The sequence below is a fragment of the Pseudomonas sp. Nvir genome (assembly GCF_963778085.1).
Taxonomy (GTDB): domain Bacteria; phylum Pseudomonadota; class Gammaproteobacteria; order Pseudomonadales; family Pseudomonadaceae; genus Aquipseudomonas; species Aquipseudomonas juntendi.
Window position 1 is genome coordinate 1737816 of record NZ_OY970405.1, and the last position, 18741, is coordinate 1756556.

At 60.0% G+C, this 18741-nt stretch carries 20 protein-coding genes; 16 read left to right on the top strand and 4 right to left on the bottom strand.

Features of this window, described 5'->3' with window-relative positions; genetic code table 11:
• The first annotated feature begins 2 nt into the window (after nt 1-2).
• Nucleotides 3-488, top strand: coding sequence for a Bkd operon transcriptional regulator BkdR (bkdR, locus tag AACG97_RS08475; protein ID WP_003254485.1), 486 nt, complete (start codon nt 3-5; stop codon nt 486-488).
• A gap of 230 nt (nt 489-718) precedes the next feature.
• A complete protein-coding gene (locus AACG97_RS08480) occupies nt 719-2059 on the top strand; it encodes an MFS transporter (protein ID WP_054904782.1) in 1341 nt (446 codons plus the stop codon).
• A gap of 105 nt (nt 2060-2164) precedes the next feature.
• Here the strand turns inward: AACG97_RS08480 and AACG97_RS08485 are convergent, their stop codons facing one another.
• From AACG97_RS08485 to flgA, 4 genes are all read right to left on the bottom strand, one after another.
• Nucleotides 2165-2908, bottom strand: a complete 744-nt coding sequence (locus AACG97_RS08485) for a flagellar brake protein (protein WP_009684253.1) — start codon at nt 2906-2908, stop codon at nt 2165-2167.
• Between the two features lie 79 nt (nt 2909-2987).
• Nucleotides 2988-3455 (bottom strand): flagella synthesis protein FlgN, encoded by a 468-nt coding sequence (locus AACG97_RS08490; RefSeq protein WP_197885547.1) that lies wholly within the window; start codon nt 3453-3455, stop codon nt 2988-2990.
• 49 nt (nt 3456-3504) lie between these two features.
• Nucleotides 3505-3819 (bottom strand): flagellar biosynthesis anti-sigma factor FlgM, encoded by a 315-nt coding sequence (gene flgM, locus AACG97_RS08495; protein WP_125855124.1) that lies wholly within the window; start codon nt 3817-3819, stop codon nt 3505-3507.
• Between the two features lie 163 nt (nt 3820-3982).
• Nucleotides 3983-4735, bottom strand: a complete 753-nt coding sequence (gene flgA / locus AACG97_RS08500; protein WP_125855125.1) for a flagellar basal body P-ring formation chaperone FlgA — start codon at nt 4733-4735, stop codon at nt 3983-3985.
• A gap of 77 nt (nt 4736-4812) precedes the next feature.
• On the opposite strand from flgA, the gene AACG97_RS08505 reads away from it, so the two are divergent.
• The 14 genes from AACG97_RS08505 to AACG97_RS08570 all read left to right on the top strand — a co-directional run bounded on the left by AACG97_RS08505 (nt 4813) and on the right by AACG97_RS08570 (nt 18690).
• Entirely contained in the window at nt 4813-5742 is a 930-nt protein-coding gene (locus AACG97_RS08505) for a chemotaxis protein CheV (RefSeq protein WP_009684249.1), read from the top strand.
• 49 nt (nt 5743-5791) lie between these two features.
• Nucleotides 5792-6619, top strand: a complete 828-nt coding sequence (gene cheR, locus AACG97_RS08510; protein ID WP_009684248.1) for a protein-glutamate O-methyltransferase CheR — start codon at nt 5792-5794, stop codon at nt 6617-6619.
• Nucleotides 6620-6943: 324 nt separating this feature from the next.
• A complete protein-coding gene (flgB, locus tag AACG97_RS08515) occupies nt 6944-7354 on the top strand; it encodes a flagellar basal body rod protein FlgB (protein ID WP_009684247.1) in 411 nt (136 codons plus the stop codon).
• A 2-nt stretch (nt 7355-7356) separates the two neighbouring features.
• Nucleotides 7357-7800 carry a flagellar basal body rod protein FlgC gene (gene flgC / locus AACG97_RS08520; RefSeq protein ID WP_025340101.1) on the top strand — a complete coding sequence of 148 codons (444 nt, stop codon included), beginning with the start codon at nt 7357-7359 and terminating at the stop codon, nt 7798-7800.
• 15 nt (nt 7801-7815) lie between these two features.
• Nucleotides 7816-8520, top strand: a complete 705-nt coding sequence (gene flgD, locus AACG97_RS08525; protein WP_054913399.1) for a flagellar hook assembly protein FlgD — start codon at nt 7816-7818, stop codon at nt 8518-8520.
• A gap of 31 nt (nt 8521-8551) precedes the next feature.
• On the top strand, nt 8552-9907 hold the full coding sequence (flgE, locus tag AACG97_RS08530; RefSeq protein ID WP_197885545.1) for a flagellar hook protein FlgE: 1356 nt from the start codon (nt 8552-8554) through the stop codon (nt 9905-9907).
• 73 nt (nt 9908-9980) lie between these two features.
• On the top strand, nt 9981-10166 hold the full coding sequence (locus AACG97_RS08535; protein ID WP_125855127.1) for a hypothetical protein: 186 nt from the start codon (nt 9981-9983) through the stop codon (nt 10164-10166).
• A 288-nt stretch (nt 10167-10454) separates the two neighbouring features.
• Nucleotides 10455-11195, top strand: coding sequence for a flagellar basal body rod protein FlgF (locus AACG97_RS08540; RefSeq protein ID WP_125855128.1), 741 nt, complete (start codon nt 10455-10457; stop codon nt 11193-11195).
• A 47-nt stretch (nt 11196-11242) separates the two neighbouring features.
• Nucleotides 11243-12028, top strand: a complete 786-nt coding sequence (gene flgG, locus AACG97_RS08545) for a flagellar basal-body rod protein FlgG (RefSeq protein WP_015271239.1) — start codon at nt 11243-11245, stop codon at nt 12026-12028.
• Nucleotides 12029-12078: 50 nt separating this feature from the next.
• Nucleotides 12079-12774, top strand: coding sequence for a flagellar basal body L-ring protein FlgH (flgH, locus tag AACG97_RS08550; protein WP_054913397.1), 696 nt, complete (start codon nt 12079-12081; stop codon nt 12772-12774).
• Nucleotides 12775-12786: 12 nt separating this feature from the next.
• The gene (locus tag AACG97_RS08555) at nt 12787-13896 is read left to right on the top strand and encodes a flagellar basal body P-ring protein FlgI (protein ID WP_125855129.1); all 1110 of its coding nucleotides are present in this window, start codon (nt 12787-12789) and stop codon (nt 13894-13896) included.
• Nucleotides 13897-13907: 11 nt separating this feature from the next.
• Nucleotides 13908-15062 (top strand): flagellar assembly peptidoglycan hydrolase FlgJ, encoded by a 1155-nt coding sequence (gene flgJ / locus AACG97_RS08560; RefSeq protein ID WP_197885544.1) that lies wholly within the window; start codon nt 13908-13910, stop codon nt 15060-15062.
• A 12-nt stretch (nt 15063-15074) separates the two neighbouring features.
• Nucleotides 15075-17105 (top strand): flagellar hook-associated protein FlgK, encoded by a 2031-nt coding sequence (flgK, locus tag AACG97_RS08565; RefSeq protein ID WP_125855131.1) that lies wholly within the window; start codon nt 15075-15077, stop codon nt 17103-17105.
• A gap of 13 nt (nt 17106-17118) precedes the next feature.
• Complete coding sequence (locus AACG97_RS08570; RefSeq protein WP_197885543.1) at nt 17119-18690, top strand: flagellar hook-associated protein 3; 1572 nt, start codon at nt 17119-17121, stop codon at nt 18688-18690.
• Nucleotides 18691-18741 lie beyond the last annotated feature (51 nt).

Genomic DNA, 18741 nt, shown 5'->3' on the forward strand with positions numbered 1-18741 from the left:
TCATGCGCAAACTCGATCGTACCGATATCGGCATTCTCAACAGCCTGCAGGAGAACGCCCGCATCACCAACGCCGAGCTGGCACGCTCGGTGAACCTGTCGCCCACGCCCTGTTTCAACCGGGTGCGGGCCATGGAAGAGCTTGGCGTGATTCGGCAGCAGGTGACGTTGTTGTCGCCTGAGGTGCTGGGGCTGGATGTGAACGTGTTCATTCATGTCAGCCTGGAGAAACAGGTGGAGCAGTCGCTGCATCGCTTCGAGGAAGAAATCGCCGAGCGGCCCGAGGTGATGGAGTGCTACCTGATGACCGGTGACCCGGACTACCTGCTGCGGGTACTGCTGCCCAGCATCCAGGCGCTGGAGCGGTTTCTCGATTACCTGACCCGGTTGCCGGGGGTGGCCAATATTCGCTCGAGTTTTGCCCTGAAGCAGGTGCGCTATAAAACCGCCCTGCCGCTGCCAGCCAATGGCATGACCTTGCGCGAGTGAGCCATGCAGCGCCGTTGGCGTGGGAACTGTTGAACTGCGAATTCATCGAAGGCTAGGTCGCCAGCAGCCGTGCCAAACAGCGCGTGCTGGCAGTACCAGCCTGATCGCGACACCACCTGCACCGGACACGCCGCCATGGCGGCAAATCGCTCAAGGGGGCCTGCGCCGAGCGGGTTTTGCCCTTATGCTGCTAGCAGCCCGCCACCTGACCAGGGAGCTCCTCGGTACCTATGCGAAATGTATGGAAGCCGTTTCAGTCGTTGTATTTCGCCGCGCTGATGATGTTGATCGGCTCGGGTCTGCTCAGTACCTACCTCGCCTTGCGCCTGGCTGCCGACCACGTCGACAGCCTGTGGGTCGGTGCCTTGATGGCGGCCAACTACTTTGGCCTGGCAGTGGGCGGCAAGGTCGGCCACCGGCTGATCGGTCGGGTCGGGCACATACGTGCCTATGCCACCTGCGCCGGCATCGTTGGCGCGGCGGTGCTCGGCCATGGCCTGACCGACTGGCTGCCGGCGTGGGTCGGCCTGCGCATGATTGTTGGCCTGGGCATGATGTGCCAGTACATGGTCATCGAGAGTTGGCTCAACGAGCAGGCGGATGTGAAGCACCGCGGCGCGGTGTTCAGCGGGTACATGATTGCCTCGTACCTGGGCCTGGTGCTCGGCCAGCTGATTTTGGTGGTGCACCCGGCGCTTGGCCCGGAATTACTGATGCTGGTGGCTATGTGCTTTGCCCTGTGCCTGGTGCCGGTGGCCATGACCCGGCGTATTCACCCGGCACCCTTGCGCCCGGCCCCGATGGAGCCGAAATTCTTCATCAAGCGCGTGCCGCAGTCGCTCAGCACCGTGCTCGGCTCGGGGCTGATCGTGGGTTCGTTCTACGGCCTGGCGCCGTTGTATGCCTCCAGCCAGGGCATGAGTACGGAGCAGATCGGTTTGTTCATGGGTAGCTGCATCTTTGCCGGCCTGCTGGTGCAGTGGCCGCTGGGCTGGTTGTCCGACCGTTACGACCGGGCGGTACTGATCCGCAGCGTGGCGGTGGGCCTGGCACTGGCGGCAGCGCCGTTGGCGGTACTGCCCAGCGTGCCGCTGGAGTTGCTGTTCGGCATCGGCTTCGTGATTTCGCTGTTGCAGTTCTGCCTGTATCCGCTGGCGGTGGCGTTTTCCAACGACCACGTGGAAAGTGAGCGGCGGGTGTCGTTGACCGCGATGCTGCTGGTGACTTACGGCGTTGGCGCCTGTATCGGGCCATTGGCGGCTGGCGTGCTGATGAAGGTGCTGGGCGCGCAGATGCTGTATGCCTTCTTCGTGTTCTTTGCGCTGGTGCTGGTGTGGCGCATCCGGCCGAAGGCGGTTACCGGCTTGCACCAGGTGCAGGACGCACCGCTTGGTCACGTGGCGATGCCGGCGGCCGGTTCGCCATTGTCGGCGGCCCTGGACCCGCGCGTGGATGAGCAGACCGTGCAGGATGTAATGCAGGCACCGGTGGCGGCAGAGGATACCGAGGCGGAAGAGAAGGGGGCCGAGCAACAGGCGCCCGAGGCTGAAGACGCGAGCAAGTCAGTGTAAGCCTGTGCTGGCCTCTTCGCGGGCTCGCGAAGGGGCCAGCACAGGAGAGACACAAACGAAAACGCCACCTCGGAAGGTGGCGTTTCTGCTTCAACCAGCCGACGGTCAATAGTCGTCTTTGTCGAACCGCCGCGCCTCACGCTGCAGCTGGTACACGAAACTCTCGACCTTGCGCTGTGCCGGGCCGCTGAGGTTGTGGAAGCGTACGCCGGCAAAGGTGGTGTTGATGCGCTCTTCGTAATGCAGGTGGCGCAGCTCGACCATGGTGTCGACCAGGCCCAGCGGGTTACCCGCCTTGAAGCGCTCATACACCTGGCCCAGTTGCAGGCGGCTTTCGACATCGCCCTCGAAGCGCAGTTTGCAGCCGGTGGCGGAGATGTCCAGCAGCTTGCCGCGCAGGGCACCGTTGCCTTTGAGGTGGGTACCGTCAAGGATCACGTCGACCAGTTGCGACAGCTTAAGCGCGGCGCGGAAGGCATTGCGGCGCTGGTGGTAGGTCATCTCGACTGGCAAGGGGCCGCTGTAGCAGCGGTGGCCGTTGACTTCGCTGATCTTCAGTGCGTGGTTGCATTCCCAGGCAATACGCACGCCGTCGTGGAAGCCTTCGACACGGAAGTGTTCACCGCTCTCGATGAACTTCTCGCCGTCACGGGGGATCATTTCATCCAGCGCCAGGGTGTTGCTTTCACGGTCCACGTGCGTCACGTAGCTCTGGAAGCGGTGGCTGCGGTCATGGAAGGTGATGATCAGCGGGTCGTGGCTTTCTTGCAGTTGCCGCAAGTTGGCCGCAATCTCCAAAGGGGTGCTCAGCACCTTTGGCGGTTGCGGGGCATCTGATTCATTGAACACGGCTTATCGTTCTCCAGGCAAAAGCGACTCACGCAAGTAACGGCATTTTGCCAGTATGTTCCGTGCCTTGATAGAAAAATCAGACTTGGCTGAGGGCGCGTGGCTTGCTCAGCAGCGATGTGCCGCCACGGCTATTGTACAGCGACGGTGAATCGCCGCCTTGAAGGATGCGGATCTGGTTATTGGTGACGTGTTGCTGCACCTGGATGATACGGCCATTGGTCTCATTGACTTGCTGGCAGGCTTGCATCAGCTGGCTAATTACGTCGAGTTGCCGCAGTAGCAATGCACCATTTGGCGATTGAGCGGCAACGGCCTCGACCCCTGCGCGATCGGCGCTAAGGCCTAGGCTGGTGAGCAGGTTGCCGCGACGGATCCCTTGCTGCTCGAGCAGCACGATCAAAGACTGCTTTCGCGCCAAGATGCTCTCCAGTGGCGACATGTCGCGACCATGCAAAGCAACGGCTTCTTTCTGCAGGAGCTCAAGCAGTTCCTGCAGCGGGGCAATGTCATCTTCGATCAGTTGCAGCAAAGTGGTGTCGTGCATGGCTAACTCTTGGCTTTTCTAGCGTCCGTGAAGTCAGCGCGCCGCTCGGTCAGCGCTGGGCTTCGAAATCAAGCAGTTTGCTGGCGACCCGGCCGGCATCGACCTGGTAGCTGCCGTCGGCGATAGCCTGTTTCAACTGAGCCACACGGGCGCTGTTGACCACCGGTTCGTCGCGCAGCTTGTCGCTGATCTTCTGCAACTGCTGGGCCTCTTGGCTGAGGTGTACCGCTTCTCCGCTGGCGCCGGTGTCTTTCACCACTTCCTGGCTGGCTGCCGGTTTTTCGGCGCTGCCGGTGGCGCTGTTACCGCGCACGCCGCCCGTGACGGACGGAGAGTTATTCAAACGACTGAAGTCGATGACCATGATCAGAAACCTCTGGGTATTTGGACGCTTGCCTTGTTTTCGGCCAACCCGATAGAAACTTTAGGCACAAATGCGTTGCCGCCTGTCAGCAAGCTCGCCACCCGTTTTCTGACACAGTTTAGGAAATGCGGTTCCGCACCGCCAGCGCCTTCTGGCGATTGGTCTACATGCTGACCTCGACCTGGCCTGGGCCGGTGACCCTGGCCTTGACCACCCGTTTTGAATTGAGGTTGCGTACCCTTATCTGCTCGCTGAGGCCGCCCTTGCTCAGGGCTTCGCCTGGCATGCGCACGCTCAGGCTGCCGGTGCGCGCCACGATGACCACCTGATCACCCTTGCGCACCACCTCGGCCTGCTCCAGGTGCTGCGGGGTGAGCACCTGGTCGATCACCGTGGGGCGCAGCATCTTCATGCCCACGGCTTGGTCTAGTTCGCTGAGGAAGCCTTGGCCCAGGGTGCCGACATCCCGTTCGCGCAGGGCCACGTCGCCTTCACCAACGACGTTGTCACGCTTGAGCGGGCGGGTTACCACCACCACGTCGCGGAACAGCCGCACCGTGGCGGGAACGAATACCGTCCACGGCGCGGCGCCATTGCAGCGCACCCGCACGGTCACCCGGCCCAGTGGCTGCGCGGGGCTTTCCAGCGAGGCGTCCAGTTGCTGGCTGCACAACGGCATGCGCAGGCGCGGGTCCAGCGAGCTGACCTCGATTTCATAGCGGCCGGCGGTCTGGGTACTGGCCAGATAATCTTCGACGGTAAATTCAAGAAACCCTTGGGTGACACCGATAAGCTGTTCAGGCAAGGTGAACGCGTCCGCTACCGTGCGAACGCCGGGCATCAGCAGGCACAGCGTGGCCAGCGAGCCAGTCAGCAGGCGCGTCAATCGTCGGAAAAATGTCGTTTTCGTGTACATGACGCTCAAAAAAGCAAAGCCCGTGCCGACTCACTGTTCGAGTTGCAACGTAAGGCTGAAATGTTAAGGAGTCTGGCATGGCGGGTGTGATGGATTCGGTCAACCAGCGCACGCAGCTGGTGGGGCAGAATCGCCTGGAGTTGCTGCTGTTCCGCCTCAATGGCGAACAGCTTTACGGCATCAACGTATTCAAGGTCAGGGAAGTGCTGCAATGCCCTGCGCTGACCCTGCTGCCCAAGGCGCACCCGGTGGTGCGCGGGGTGGCCAACATTCGTGGGGCGACCATCCCGATCCTCGACTTGTCGATGGCGACCGGGCTGCGACCGCTGCAGGAAGACACGCGCAAGAGTTTCGTGATCATCACCGAGTACAACACCAAGACTCAGGGCTTTCTGGTGCATTCGGTCGAACGCATCGTCAACATGAACTGGGAAGAGATCCACCCACCACCCAAGGGCACCGGCCGGGACCACTACCTGACCGCCGTCACCCGGGTGGATAACCGCATGGTCGAGATCATCGACGTGGAGAAAGTGCTGGCCGAGGTGGCACCTTCTTCCGAATCGGTATCGGCCGGGGTGGTCGATGCCGAGGTGCAGGACAAGGCCGTGCTGCTGCGGGTGCTGACCGTCGACGATTCGTCGGTGGCACGCAAGCAGGTCAGCCGCTGCCTGCAGACCGTCGGGGTGGAAGTGGTGGCGCTCAATGACGGCCGCCAGGCCTTGAACTACCTGCGCCAGCTGGTGGAGGAGGGCAAGAAGCCGGAAGAGGAGTTCCTGATGATGATCTCCGACATTGAAATGCCGGAAATGGACGGCTATACGCTTACCGCGGAAATTCGCAGTGACCCGCGCATGCAAAAACTGCACATCTGCCTGCATACTTCGCTTTCCGGGGTGTTCAACCAGGCGATGGTCAAGAAGGTCGGCGCTGATGACTTCCTGGCCAAGTTCAAGCCGGACGACCTGGCCCAGCGGGTGGTCGACCGGATCAAGGCAGCGCATTGAAGCAGCCGGGGCAAGCCCTGGCACCAGTGATTGAAAAGAGGCGGCAGTAGTGTCTACGGGTAATTTGGATTTCGAACAGTTCCGGGTCTTCCTGGAGAAAGCCTGTGGCATCCTGCTGGGGGAAAATAAGCAGTACCTGGTTTCCAGCCGTCTCAACAAGCTGATGGAGCAACAGGGCATCAAGAGCCTGGGTGAGCTGGTGCAGCGCATCCAGACCCAGCCGCGCGGCGGCCTGCGCGAGCAGGTGGTCGATGCCATGACCACCAACGAGACCTTGTGGTTTCGCGACACCTATCCGTTCGAAGTGCTGAAGAACAAGGTCATTCCCGAGTTCATTCGCAACAACCCTGGGCAGCGGCTGCGCATGTGGTCCGCTGCCTGCTCGTCGGGCCAGGAGCCGTATTCCATCTCGATGGCCATCGACGAGTTCGAGCGCAGCAACCTCGGCCAGCTGAAGATGGGTGCGCAAATCGTGGCTACCGACCTCTCCGGTACCATGCTGACCAACTGCAAGACCGGTGAGTACGACAGCCTGGCGATTGCCCGCGGTTTGTCCCAGGAGCGCCTGCAGCGTTATTTCGACCCCAAGGGGCCTGGGCGCTGGGCGGTCAAGCCGGCGATCCGCAGCCGCGTCGAGTTTCGTGCCTTCAACCTGCTCGACAGCTATGCCAGCCTGGGCAAGTTCGACATCGTGTTCTGCCGCAACGTGTTGATCTACTTCTCGGCGCAGGTGAAGCGCGACATCCTGCTGCGTATTCACAGCACGCTGAAGCCGGGTGGCTACTTGTTCCTCGGCGCCTCGGAGGCGTTGAACGGGTTGCCGGACCATTACCAGATGGTGCAGTGCAGCCCGGGGATCATCTACCAGGCCAAGTAAGCAGAAGGCCGGCGGCGAAAGTTGCCGGCCTTTTTGTTTGCCTGTACCGCCTTCAGGCCTGCATGGCCCCTGTGGGAGCGGGCATGCCCGCGAAGAGGCCGGCTCAGGAAAACCCTGACGTCAAATTTTTGTTTTGCCGCTTTTGCCAACCGGCAATTGCCGCTTTCACTGCCAAAGGCGGAAGGCCTTTGCCGCTTTTCTGGCATCACCCTGACAGCATGCCGCGCGCATACCCCGTAATTTCGGGGGTGCACGGGGGTTGGCACAGCCCTTGCTATAGCTTGCTCAACAAAACTCCGGTCAACCTCTGAAGGTTTCCCCGATATGAGCATCAGTTTCGACAAGGCGCTTGGCATTCACGAAAAGGCCCTGGGCTTCCGCGCCCAGCGCGCCGAAGTGTTGGCCAACAACATTGCCAACGCCGACACGCCCAACTACAAGGCGCGTGACATGGACTTCTCTTCGGTGCTCGCCGCCGAAACCAGCAAGCAGCAAAGTGGCCGCTTTGCCATGGAGCGGACCAACAGCCGGCACATCGAAGCCGAAGGCCTGGCCGTCGCTGCTGACGACACGCTCAAATACCGCACGCCGCTGCAGCCTTCGATCGACCAGAACACCGTCGACGCGCAGATCGAGCAGTCGAACTACACCGAAAACGCCATTGGCTTCCAGGCCAGCTTCACCTTGCTCAACAGTAAATTCAAAGGGCTGGTTTCCGCCCTGCGGGGAGAATGACCATGTCCCTTTCCAGTGTCTTCAATATTGCCGGTAGCGGCATGAGCGCGCAGAACACGCGCCTGAACACCGTCGCTTCCAACATCGCCAACGCCGAGACAGTCTCGTCGAGCATCGACCAGACCTACCGCGCTCGCCATCCGGTGTTCGCCACGACCTTCCAAGATGCACAGGCTGGCGGCAGCCAGTCGCTGTTCGAGGACCAGGGTGAAGCCGGGCAGGGCGTGCAGGTAAAGGGCATCGTCGAAGACCAGAGCAACCTTGAAGCCCGCTACGAGCCGAACCACCCGGCGGCGAACAAGGACGGCTATGTCTACTACCCGAACGTCAACGTGGTCGAGGAGATGGCTGACATGATCTCGGCCAGCCGCGCGTTCCAGACCAACGCCGAGCTGATGAACACGGCCAAGAGCATGATGCAGAAAGTGCTGACCCTCGGGCAGTGATAAGGAATCCAGACCATGGCAATCGAGACTACCGGCGTCAACCTCAATGATGTGCTCACGGCGTCCGGTGTGGGTAGCAGTACGAAGAAAACCACGGATACCGCTTCCAAGACCGGCACTGATTCGTTGGGTAAGGATGCTTTCCTGCAACTGCTTGTAACGCAGATGCAGCATCAGAACCCGCTGGACCCACAGGACAACGGTGAATTCGTTGCTCAGTTGGCGCAGTTCAGCAGCTTGGAAGGTATTACCTCCCTGAATGAGTCGGTTAGCAGTATCACCAATGCCATGGCGTCGTCGCAGGCGCTGCAGGCTTCATCGTTGGTAGGCCGATCGGTGGTGGTGCAGAACGACAAAGCTGTGGTTGATACCACTGAAAGCTTCAATGCCCAGTTCGTTGTACCTCAGGCTATCAGCGAAGCGAAGATCACCATCAAGGACAAGGACGGCAACACCGTCAAGACCATCGAGTTGGGTGAGCAGAAGGCGGGTTACGCTGACTTCATCTGGGATGGCACCAACAGCAGCGGGGAGAAAGTCGACCCGGGCACCTACACGTTCACTGCCACCACCACAGTAGATGGACAGTCGGTGCAGATGAACACCCTCTTGCCGGCCAAGGTGACCAGCGTCAGCTTCAGCGCAACGGGTGAAATGGTGCTCAACCTCGCCGGTGTCGGCAAGGTGTCTCTTTCCGACGTACAAACCATTGGTATCTAAGGCCCGTTAGCGCGGCACAAGGAGCGAATTCATGTCTTTCAATATCGGCCTTAGCGGTCTGTCTGCGGCGAACAAGCAGTTGGACGTCACTGGTAACAACATCGCCAACGTCAATACAACTGGCTTCAAGTCTTCGCGTGCCGAGTTCGCGGATGTCTACGCGGGTGCCAACCGCTTGGGTGTCGGCAAGAACCAAGTGGGGAACGGGGTGCGCCTGGCTGCCATTTCCCAACAGTTCACCCAGGGCGATGTAAACACCACAGGCAACGTGCTGGACATGGGAATTCAAGGGCAGGGCTTCTTCGTGTTGTCCGATAATGGCTCGCGTGTTTACACCCGTGCAGGTGCTTTCCAGGCCAGCAAGGACAACTTCGTGGTGACTTCCGACGGCTTGCGCCTGCAGGGCTATACCGCTGATGCGGCTGGCAACATTCAGAAGGGTGTACTGAAGGACTTGCAGATTGATACCTCGGCGCTGCAGCCAAAGGCGACCTCCCTGATCGATCAGGGTATCAACCTGAATTCTTCGGCCGCCGATATCCCTCTCGAGGTCGATGACGGCAGTGGCGCGATGGTGCCTAACCTGCCGTTCGATCCTGCCAGCGCGTCGACGTATACCAAGTCGTTCCCGACCAAGGTGTATGACAGCCAGGGCAACGAGCACACGCTGGAGCAGTTCTACCGCAAGACCGGCACCAACGAGTGGACCATGTATACGCTGGTCGATGGGCGCAACCCGTTCGACCCTTCTTCGACTACGCCACTGACGGGCACCATCAGCTTCAACAGCGATGGCTCGGTCAAGAGCATGACAGCTGATAATACCGGCCACCCGGCGGGTTCGTCTTTCACCGTGACCAACAACACATTCAGCATGACCGGTTGGGTGCCTGCGGTGGAAGATGCGCAGGGTAACTGGGCTTCCAACGGTGCCGTGGGTGACGTCGGTGGTATGCGCCTGGCGATGGACAGCACTACGTCTTACAACACCGAAACCGCGCGAATGTCGCAGTCTCAGGACGGTTACGCCACCGGTATTCTGTCGAGCCTGAGCATCGACGCAACAGGGGTATTGTTCGCCAGCTTCAGCAACGGCAAATCCAATGCCATTGGCCAGGTGGCGCTGGCGAGCTTTGCAAATGAGCAAGGCTTGCAGCAAATTGGCGGTACCCGCTGGACCGAGACCTTCACCTCGGGCATTCCCGGCATAGATGCGCCGAAGACTGGAACCTTGGGGGCTATCGAGTCCAACGCACTGGAAGGCTCGAACGTCAACCTGACCCAAGAGCTTGTTGAGCTGATAAAGGCGCAAAGCAACTATCAGGCGAACGCCAAAACCATTTCCACCGAAAGCACCATCTTGCAGACCGTCATCCAAATGGCCTGATGGTTGCTGTTTGATCGTGTGCACGCGAGCCCCTTTCTTGTTGAAGGGGCTCGTCGTTTTTGCAGGAGGGTTCATGGGCAAATTGCTGGTGGCGTTGTTGATCGCGTTCAGCCTCTACCAAGTGCAAGCTGGTACGGCTAACTGGTGGCGTTGGGAAAGCCAGATCGACGGCCGTCTGGTATGTGCACAATGGCCGCCAGGAGACGGCTGGAGGAAATTCGCCGGTCCCTACAGCAATGGTCGTTGCCGGGAACCTTGATGAGTGAGTGTCAGCGCCGTTCGTGGGCTGGCGCTCTTGGATAAAGCGCTGGCCATGGCGGCTCTGCTTGCTTTAGTGGGGCGGGCCTGGCGCCAGGTGGCTGGTACAAGCTTGCCGCAATCGGCAAGCCGGCGCCGGATAACCGGCGGGCATGGTGCGAATGCGATCCCGAAACCCCCGTATTCCCGGGGGGTTCTCCCAAAAACATGAAGTTGGTTCGGAACTTGCTTCTTTGCCAGTAAAGCAGCGGCGTACGGCAAACGAGCGCCAGTGCAGCGGAGGATGACTGTGGACAAGATGCTTTACGTGGCCATGACCGGCGCCAGCCAGAACGCGCTGGCGCAGAAGGCCCACGCCAACAACCTGGCGAACATTTCCACCAACGGTTTTCAGCGTGACCTGGAGCAGGCGCGTTCGATGCCGGTGTTTGGCGACAGCTTTCCGGCGCGCGCCTTTGCCATGACCGAGCGTCCGGCCACCGACTTCAGCGAAGGGCCGATGGTCGAAACTGGTCGAGATCTGGACGTGACAGTAACCGGCAAAGGTTTTATCGCTGTACAAGCCCCGGACGGTAGCGAGGCCTATGTTCGTACAGGCAGCCTGAATATCGATGCTTTGGGGGTGCTGCGTGCCGGCAACGGCATGCCCGTGATCGGCAACGGCGGCCCGATTGCCATCCCGCCAGAACAGAAGGTGGAGGTGGGCGCCGATGGCACCATCAGCATTCGTTCCATGGGTGAAGACCCGCGAGTGATGGCCGAGGTCGACCGTATAAAGCTGGTCAACCCGGACACCAAGGGTCTTACCAAAGGCCTCGATGGCATGATCCATACCACCTCTGGCCAGCCAGCCGACGCCGACGTCAACGTGCGGGTGGTATCTGGTTTTCTCGAGGGCAGCAACGTCAACGCCGTCGAAGAGATGACCTCGGTCCTGGCGCTGTCGCGTCAATTTGAACTGCACGTGAAGATGATGAATGCGGCCAAGGAAGGCGACGAAGCCATGGCGCGTGTTTTGCAAATCAGCTAATCACTTTTGAACGGGTGCCGTAAAACAGGCGCACGAGGAGAACACTAATGCTTCCGGCTCTTTGGGTCGCTAAAACCGGCCTGTCCGCCCAGGACACTAACCTCACGGTCATCTCCAACAACCTGGCCAACGTCTCGACCACCGGTTTCAAGCGTGATCGTGCCGAATTTCAGGACCTGCTTTACCAGATCAAGCGCCAGCCTGGCGCACAGTCCACCCAGGACAGCGAACTGCCCTCAGGCCTGCAGGTCGGTACCGGCGTGCGCATTGTCGGTACGCAGAAAAACTTCCAGACGGGTAGCCTGCAAACGACCGAGAACCCGTTGGACATGGCGGTCAACGGCCGTGGTTTCTTCCAGGTGCTGCAGCCTGACGGCACCGTTTCGTACACACGTGACGGGACCTTCCACCTGAACTCTGACGGCCAGATCGTCACTGCCAACGGTTTTGCCCTGGAACCCGCCATCGTTGTGCCTAACGACGCGCAGACCTTTACCGTCGGCCAGGACGGCACCGTGTCTATCACGACCGCCGGCAACCCTGCAGCGCAGGTGATCGGCAACATCCAGACCGCCGATTTCATCAACCCGGCCGGCCTGCAGGCAATCGGCGACAACCTGTTCCTGGAAACCGCGGCCAGTGGCGCGCCGCAAGTCGGCACCCCGGGCCTGAACGGTTTCGGCACCACCCTGCAGCAGACCCTGGAAAACTCCAACGTCAGCACCGTAGAAGAGCTGGTGAACATGATCACCACTCAGCGCGCCTACGAGATGAACTCCAAGGTCATCTCCACCGCCGACCAGATGCTGTCGTTCGTTACTCAACAGCTCTGAGGCCGGCAGCTCTGAGCCTGGTAGTTTATTGCACTCGTGAGGTAAGCGTCATGAATCGTCTGTTGTCCGTTTTCGCCCTGGGGGGGGCGGTGTTGCTGGCAGGTTGCGTCGCGCCGACGCCCAAGCCCAACGACCCGTACTACGCGCCGGTTCTGCCGCGCACCCCACTGCCGGCAGCGGCCAACAACGGTTCGATCTACCAGGCCGGTTTCGAGCAGAACCTGTACAGCGACCGTAAAGCGTTCCGGGTGGGTGACATCATTACCATTACCCTCAACGAGCGTACATCGGCTAGCAAGAACGCCGGCTCACAGATCGCCAAGACCAGCAAGACCGATATTGGCCTGACCTCGCTGTTTGGAGGCTCGCCGAACACCAATAACCCATTCGGCGGGGGTGATCTGTCGCTGGAGGCCGGTTACAGCGGTGACCGCGCCACCAAAGGCGACAGCAAGGCGACCCAGGGCAATACCCTGACGGGTTCGATCACCGTTACCGTGGCCGAGGTGTTGCCCAACGGCATCATCGCCGTGCGCGGCGAGAAGTGGATGACCTTGAATACCGGCGAGGAGCTGGTGCGCATTGCCGGCATGGTCCGTGCCGACGACATCGCCACCGATAACACCGTACCGTCCACCCGTGTGGCCGACGCGCGCATTACCTACTCCGGTACCGGCTCGTTCGCCGATGCCAGCCAGCCTGGTTGGTTGGACCGCTTCTTCCTCAGCCCGCTTTGGCCTTTCTGAGTACGGATGACCATGTTCAACGTGAGGCAGCTGATTGCCGCAACCCTGCTCCTGTCCTGTGCCTGTGTGGCCCAGGCCGAGCGCCTGAAGGACATCGCCAGTATTTCTGGCGTGCGCTCCAACCAGTTGATTGGCTATGGCCTGGTGGTTGGCCTGAACGGTACGGGTGACCAGACCACCCAGACCCCGTTTACCCTGCAAACCTTCAACAACATGCTGTCGCAGTTCGGCATCAAGGTGCCGCCAGGCTCCGGTAACGTGCAGTTGAAAAACGTTGCTGCCGTGTCGGTGCATGCCGACTTGCCGCCGTTCGCCAAGCCGGGCCAGGTTGTCGACATAACCGTATCCTCGATCGGTAACTCGAAGAGCCTGCGCGGCGGCAGCCTGCTGATGACCCCGCTCAAGGGTATTGACGGTAACGTCTACGCCATCGCCCAAGGCAACCTGGTGGTCGGCGGCTTCGACGCCGAGGGCCGTGACGGCTCGAAGATCACCGTTAACGTTCCGTCGGCGGGTCGGATTCCAGGTGGTGCCAGCGTGGAGCGGGCCGTGCCAAGCGGCTTCAACCAGGGCAATACCCTGACCTTGAACCTGAACCGCCCCGATTTCACTACCGCCAAACGTATTGTCGACAAGGTCAATGACCTGCTGGGGCCAGGTGTGGCCCAGGCGGTGGACGGTGGCTCGGTGCGGGTCAGTGCGCCAATGGACCCAAGCCAGCGCGTGGACTACCTGTCGATTCTGGAAAACCTGGAAATCGATCCCGGCCAGGCGGTGGCCAAAGTCATCATCAATTCGCGTACCGGTACCATCGTCATTGGCCAGAACGTGAAGGTTTCGCCAGCGGCGGTGACCCACGGCAGCCTGACCGTGACCATTACCGAAGACCCGATCGTCAGCCAGCCGGGCCCGCTCTCCAATGGCCAGACGGCCGTTGTGCCGCGCTCGCGGGTTAATGCGGAGCAGGAGGCCAAGCCGATGTTCAAGTTCGGCCCAGGCACCACGCTGGATGAAATCGTCCGTGCCGTGAACCAGGTGGGCGCGGCACCTGGCGACCTCATGGCCATCCTCGAAGCCCTGAAACAGGCCGGCGCCTTGCAAGCCGACCTGATCGTGATCTGAGGACGGTACCGATGAACAGCAAAAGCCTGGTTTCTGGCAGCGGCGACAGCGGTGCTTACACCGACCTCAATCGCCTCAGTTTGCTCAAGCATGGTGACCGCGACAGCGGTGCCAACGTACGCAAGGTGGCCCAGGAGTTCGAGTCGCTATTCATCAGCGAAATGCTCAAGGCCTCGCGCAAGGCCAGCGACGTGCTGGCCGACGACAACCCGATGAACACCGAAACGGTCAAGCAGTACCGCGACATGTATGACCAGCAATTGGCCGTGAGCATGTCCCGCGAGGGGGGCGGTATCGGCCTGCAGGACGTGCTGGTGCGCCAGTTGTCGAAAAAGAAGAGTGCATCGGTCAATACCAGCCCGTTCCCGCACGTTGAAGGCCGCGCCCCGGCGCTATGGGGCAACAAGGTGGCTGAGCCCGTGCAAGCCACCCTGGCGAGCGCTAACCGCAATGATGTAGCGGCGCTCAATTCGCGGCGCCTGGCCTTGCCGAGCAAACTCACCGACCGCCTTTTGGCTGGTATCGTGCCGTCGGCGGCCAGCCCGAACAACGCCGCCGTACCTGCCCGTGACGGCCAGCAACCGGCCAAGGTCTTTGCCGTGCCGGACAACGGCCTGCGTATTGTCGGTCGCGCGGTGGCCCAGCCGCCGTTGGCGCCGAAGAAGGCGTTCGCCGACAGTGATGAATTTGTCGCCACCATGCTGCCGATGGCCGAGCAGGCCGCCAAGCGCATTGGTATCGACCCTCGCTATCTGGTAGCCCAGGCCGCGCTGGAAACCGGTTGGGGCAAGTCGGTGATGCGCAACAGCGACGGCAGTAGCAGCCACAACCTGTTTGGCATCAAGGCAACTGGCAACTGGGAGGGCGGCGAGGCGAGAGCGATTACCAGCGAGTTCCGCGATGGCCAGTTCGTCAAGGAGACGGCAGCGTTCCGTTCGTACGATTCCTATCAGGACAGCTTCCATGACTTGGTGAACCTGTTGCAGAACAATTCGCGCTATCAAGATGCGGTGAAAGCCGCCGATAAACCTGAACAGTTCGTGCAAGAGTTGCAAAAGGCCGGGTACGCCACCGACCCGAATTACGCCAGCAAGATCTCGCAGATAGCAAAACAGATGAAGTCGTACGAGCACTACGCGCTGCTCGGTACCGCAACGAAAATTTAAAGGTAGGAAACCATGGCGAGTCTGATCAACATTGGTATGTCGGGGCTGGGTGCCGCGCAGTCGGGGATGTATACCCTCGGTAACAACATTGCCAATGCCGACGTCGAGAGCTACTCGCGCCAGCAGAACGTACAGAAGAGCAAGGGCGGTCAGCAGGTCGGCCAGGTCTTTATTGGCAGTGGCACTACTTTGGCCGATGTGCGTCGAGTGTATAACGCGTTCCTCGAGAACCAGCTGCGTACTACAACGTCGCTCAGTAGTGAGGCGAGCACGTACCTTAACCAGATCACCCCGCTGGATACTGCCCTGTCGAGCAGCGATACCGGTATCACCGCAGCGTTGCAAAGTTTCTTCACTGCCATGCAGGACTCTGCGGCCAAGCCCACCGAGGACGCCTCGCGCCAGTTGCTGTTAACCAGCGCGCAGTCCTTGGCCAAGCGCTTCAACACGCTGTCGGCGCAGCTCAACCAGCAAAACAGCAACATCCACGCCAACATGGCTTCGCTCACCGATCAGGTTAACAACCTGACCAAGACCATCGCTGATCTGAATGAGCAGATATCTCGCATCAGCGCAATCTCCGGCCAACCCAATGACCTGCTCGACCAGCGTGATGGTGCGGTACGTGAGCTGAACAAATTGATTGGCGCCGATGTGGTCGAGCGCGACGGTAACTACGATATTTACCTGAAGAATGGCCAGGCGCTGGTGCTGGGCAAGACCACGCAGACCTTGGGGGTGGCGCCAAGCGCGACGGACCCGACCCGTATGAGTCTGATCCTCAATCGCGGCTCGACCAAGATGGATATCACCAGTACCACCAGCGGTGGCGAACTTGGTGGTTTGATCCGCTATCGCTCGGAAACGCTCGACCCTGCGCTCAACGAGCTGGGGCGTGTTGCCTTGGTAGTGGCGGATGCCATCAATAGCCAGTTGGCGCAGGGCATCGACAAAAATGGTGATTTCGGGGCGACCTTGTTTGGTGATATCAACAGCGCTGCGGCTATCAGCCAGCGCAGTATCGCCAAGCAGAACAACAGCCCAGGTTCAGGCAACCTCGATGTGACCATCAAGGATACCGGTAAGCTGACCACCAGCGATTACCAAGTGACCTTCACCAGCGACAAGCAGTACACGGTCCGCAAGTTGCCCGATGGCACCGACATGGGTAGCTACAGCCTCGATGATGACCCGGCCCCGGTGATCGACGGTTTCACCCTTGCCCTCAATGGCGGAGGCCTGAGCGCGGGTGACAGTTTCAAGATCACACCCACCCGCAACGCCGCAGCCAATATCGAGACGGTTCTGACCGACCCCAAACGCTTGGCGCTGGCCGCGCCGCTGAGCGCCACCAGCGGTTCTGGCAATAAGGGGACTGGCGTCATAACCCAGCCGACCCTGACATCCGAGCTGGACATCTCCGATGCAGCCCAGCGTTCGTTGTTGCAGATCGGCCTGAAGTATTCCACCCCGGTCAAGCTCGTTTTCGGTGACAACAGTACCTCGCCCCAGACCTACAAAATGTATGACGCCAAGGGCACCGAGATTGGCAGCGGTACCATCGTGCCGGGCCAAGACAACAAACTGCAGCTATCGGTACCAATGGTCGATGGCAACGGCAACTCGCTGGGTAGCAGCTTCACTTTCGAGATGAACGTTTCCGGCGCCCCGCAAAATGGCGACAGCTACACCGTGGCGTTGACCGGCGCAGGTTCTGCGGACAACCGCAACAGCCAGTCGGTGATCGATTTGCAGACCAAGCCTACGGTCGAAGTGGGAGCCAATGGCAAGGGTATCAGCTTCACTGATGCCTACGCCAAGCTGGTATCCGGCGTTGGTGGCAAGGCCGGGCAGGCGCAGATGGACGGCGATGCTACCAGCGCTCTCCACACTTCTGCGCAGGACAGCCGCGACGGTGTGTCGGGTGTGTCGATCGATGAAGAGACCGGTAACCTGATCAAGTTCCAGCAGTACTACACCGCGTCGTCGCAGATCATCAAGGCGGCCCAGGAAACCTTCGCCACCCTGATCAACAGTCTTTAAGGAGCCTTAGATCGTGAGCGTACGCATCTCGACTTCCCAGTTCTACAACACCAATAGTGCCAACTATCAGAGCAACTTCGCCAAGACGGTGAAGACTCAGCAGGAGGCCAGCGATGGCATTCGCGTGCGCTCGGCCAAGGATGATCCGGTGGGCGCGGCGCGGTTGTTGCAATTGGAGCAGCAGCAGAACATGCTCAAGCAGTACTCCGCCAATACCGTGAGCGTGCGTAACGCGCTGGGCACGGCAGAGAGCACGCTAAGGTCTATCGGCAATATTCTGCAGCGGGTAAATGAACTGGCGATCAGCTCGGGTAATGCGGGCTTCACCGATGACGACCGCAAGGCCAATGCGGCCGAGCTCGCGTCGCTGGAAGATCAGTTGCTTTCCTTGATGAACAGCCGGGACGAGAACGGCAAATACCTGTTTTCGGGTACCAAAGGTGACACCCCTCCGTATGTCCGTAATGCGGATGGTACTTATACCTACCAAGGGGATCAGGGGCAAACCAGCCTCCAGGTAGGTGACATGCTGAGCCTGGCTGCGAACGAAACGGGTTACGAGGCATTTGAGCAGGCCCTCAACACAAGCCGAAGCGAGACGCACCTTGTTGCCCCGTCGCCGGACGATGGTCGGGTCAAATTGTCCAACGGCCAAGTCGTTGGTAGTGCCACATATAACGACCGCTTCCGCAGTGGTGAGCCTTATACCGTAGAGTTTGTCAGTAGCACGCAGTTTAAGGTTACTGATGCCAGCGGAAATGATGTAACGCTCGAGGCGTCTCAAGGTGGGCGGTTCGATCCCTCCGCCGCCAATAACTCGATCAGCTTCCGCGGTGTGGAGCTGCGCCTGAATATTTCTTACCAGTCCGGCGACGAGGCCGATCCTGACGCTGCCATTGCAGGGCATTCATTCAGCCTGAGCTCCAAGGCCGATGAAATTAACGGTGCACGCAGCCCTGGCAACGCATCGTCTACGCAGATCACGGGGGCATCAATCACTGATCAAGAAGCATACAAGGCTGCTTTCCCCAGTGGTGCTGTGCTCAAGTTTACCAGTGCCACGGATTTCGAACTGTATGCATCACCCTTGACGGCTGACAGCAAACCCATTTCAAGTGGGACGCTGAGTGGAAACACCGCTACCGCGATGGGGGTTACCTTCGAGTTGTCGGGAACACCGGCTGCTGGCGACACTTATGGCATTAAGGCAAATACCCACCAGACCCAAAACGTGCTTGATACCGTAAGCAAGCTGCGTGCTGCGCTGAGTACACCGGTAGATTCTGACCCCGAGGCGCAGAAGAATTTCCTTGCCTCGCTGGATTCGGCAATTGGCAACGTTGCCAGTGCCATCAACCAAGTGAGTTCCTCCGTCAGTGCTATCGGTGGTCGCGGGCAAGCGCTCGATATTCAGGCTGAAACCAATGAAGCCTTGAGTACCGAGAACGAAAAGACACAGAGCTCGATCCGCAATAGTGACCCTGCCGAAGTGATGTTGCGCCTGCAGATGCAAAGCAACATGTTACAGGCCTCATTGCAGGCGTACGCGAAAATTTCAGGCCTGTCGCTAGTGAACTATATCTAATCGGCAGAGGTGCCTGAGGGCGGCAAACAGTGTGCGTTAAAAGCGCGGACT

Excerpts from the sequence above, each read along its gene's own strand:
- bkdR (WP_003254485.1), top strand. The coding sequence starts at position 3 with ATGCGCAAACTCGATCGTACCGATATCGGCATTCTCAACAGCCTGCAG.
- AACG97_RS08480 (WP_054904782.1), top strand. The coding sequence starts at position 719 with ATGCGAAATGTATGGAAGCCGTTTCAGTCGTTGTATTTCGCCGCGCTG.
- AACG97_RS08490 (WP_197885547.1), bottom strand. The coding sequence starts at position 3,455 with ATGCACGACACCACTTTGCTGCAACTGATCGAAGATGACATTGCCCCG.
- flgM (WP_125855124.1), bottom strand. The coding sequence starts at position 3,819 with ATGGTCATCGACTTCAGTCGTTTGAATAACTCTCCGTCCGTCACGGGC.
- flgA (WP_125855125.1), bottom strand. The coding sequence starts at position 4,735 with ATGTACACGAAAACGACATTTTTCCGACGATTGACGCGCCTGCTGACT.
- AACG97_RS08505 (WP_009684249.1), top strand. The coding sequence starts at position 4,813 with ATGGCGGGTGTGATGGATTCGGTCAACCAGCGCACGCAGCTGGTGGGG.
- flgB (WP_009684247.1), top strand. The coding sequence starts at position 6,944 with ATGAGCATCAGTTTCGACAAGGCGCTTGGCATTCACGAAAAGGCCCTG.
- flgC (WP_025340101.1), top strand. The coding sequence starts at position 7,357 with ATGTCCCTTTCCAGTGTCTTCAATATTGCCGGTAGCGGCATGAGCGCG.
- flgD (WP_054913399.1), top strand. The coding sequence starts at position 7,816 with ATGGCAATCGAGACTACCGGCGTCAACCTCAATGATGTGCTCACGGCG.
- flgE (WP_197885545.1), top strand. The coding sequence starts at position 8,552 with ATGTCTTTCAATATCGGCCTTAGCGGTCTGTCTGCGGCGAACAAGCAG.
- AACG97_RS08535 (WP_125855127.1), top strand. The coding sequence starts at position 9,981 with ATGGGCAAATTGCTGGTGGCGTTGTTGATCGCGTTCAGCCTCTACCAA.
- flgG (WP_015271239.1), top strand. The coding sequence starts at position 11,243 with ATGCTTCCGGCTCTTTGGGTCGCTAAAACCGGCCTGTCCGCCCAGGAC.
- flgH (WP_054913397.1), top strand. The coding sequence starts at position 12,079 with ATGAATCGTCTGTTGTCCGTTTTCGCCCTGGGGGGGGCGGTGTTGCTG.
- AACG97_RS08555 (WP_125855129.1), top strand. The coding sequence starts at position 12,787 with ATGTTCAACGTGAGGCAGCTGATTGCCGCAACCCTGCTCCTGTCCTGT.
- flgJ (WP_197885544.1), top strand. The coding sequence starts at position 13,908 with ATGAACAGCAAAAGCCTGGTTTCTGGCAGCGGCGACAGCGGTGCTTAC.
- flgK (WP_125855131.1), top strand. The coding sequence starts at position 15,075 with ATGGCGAGTCTGATCAACATTGGTATGTCGGGGCTGGGTGCCGCGCAG.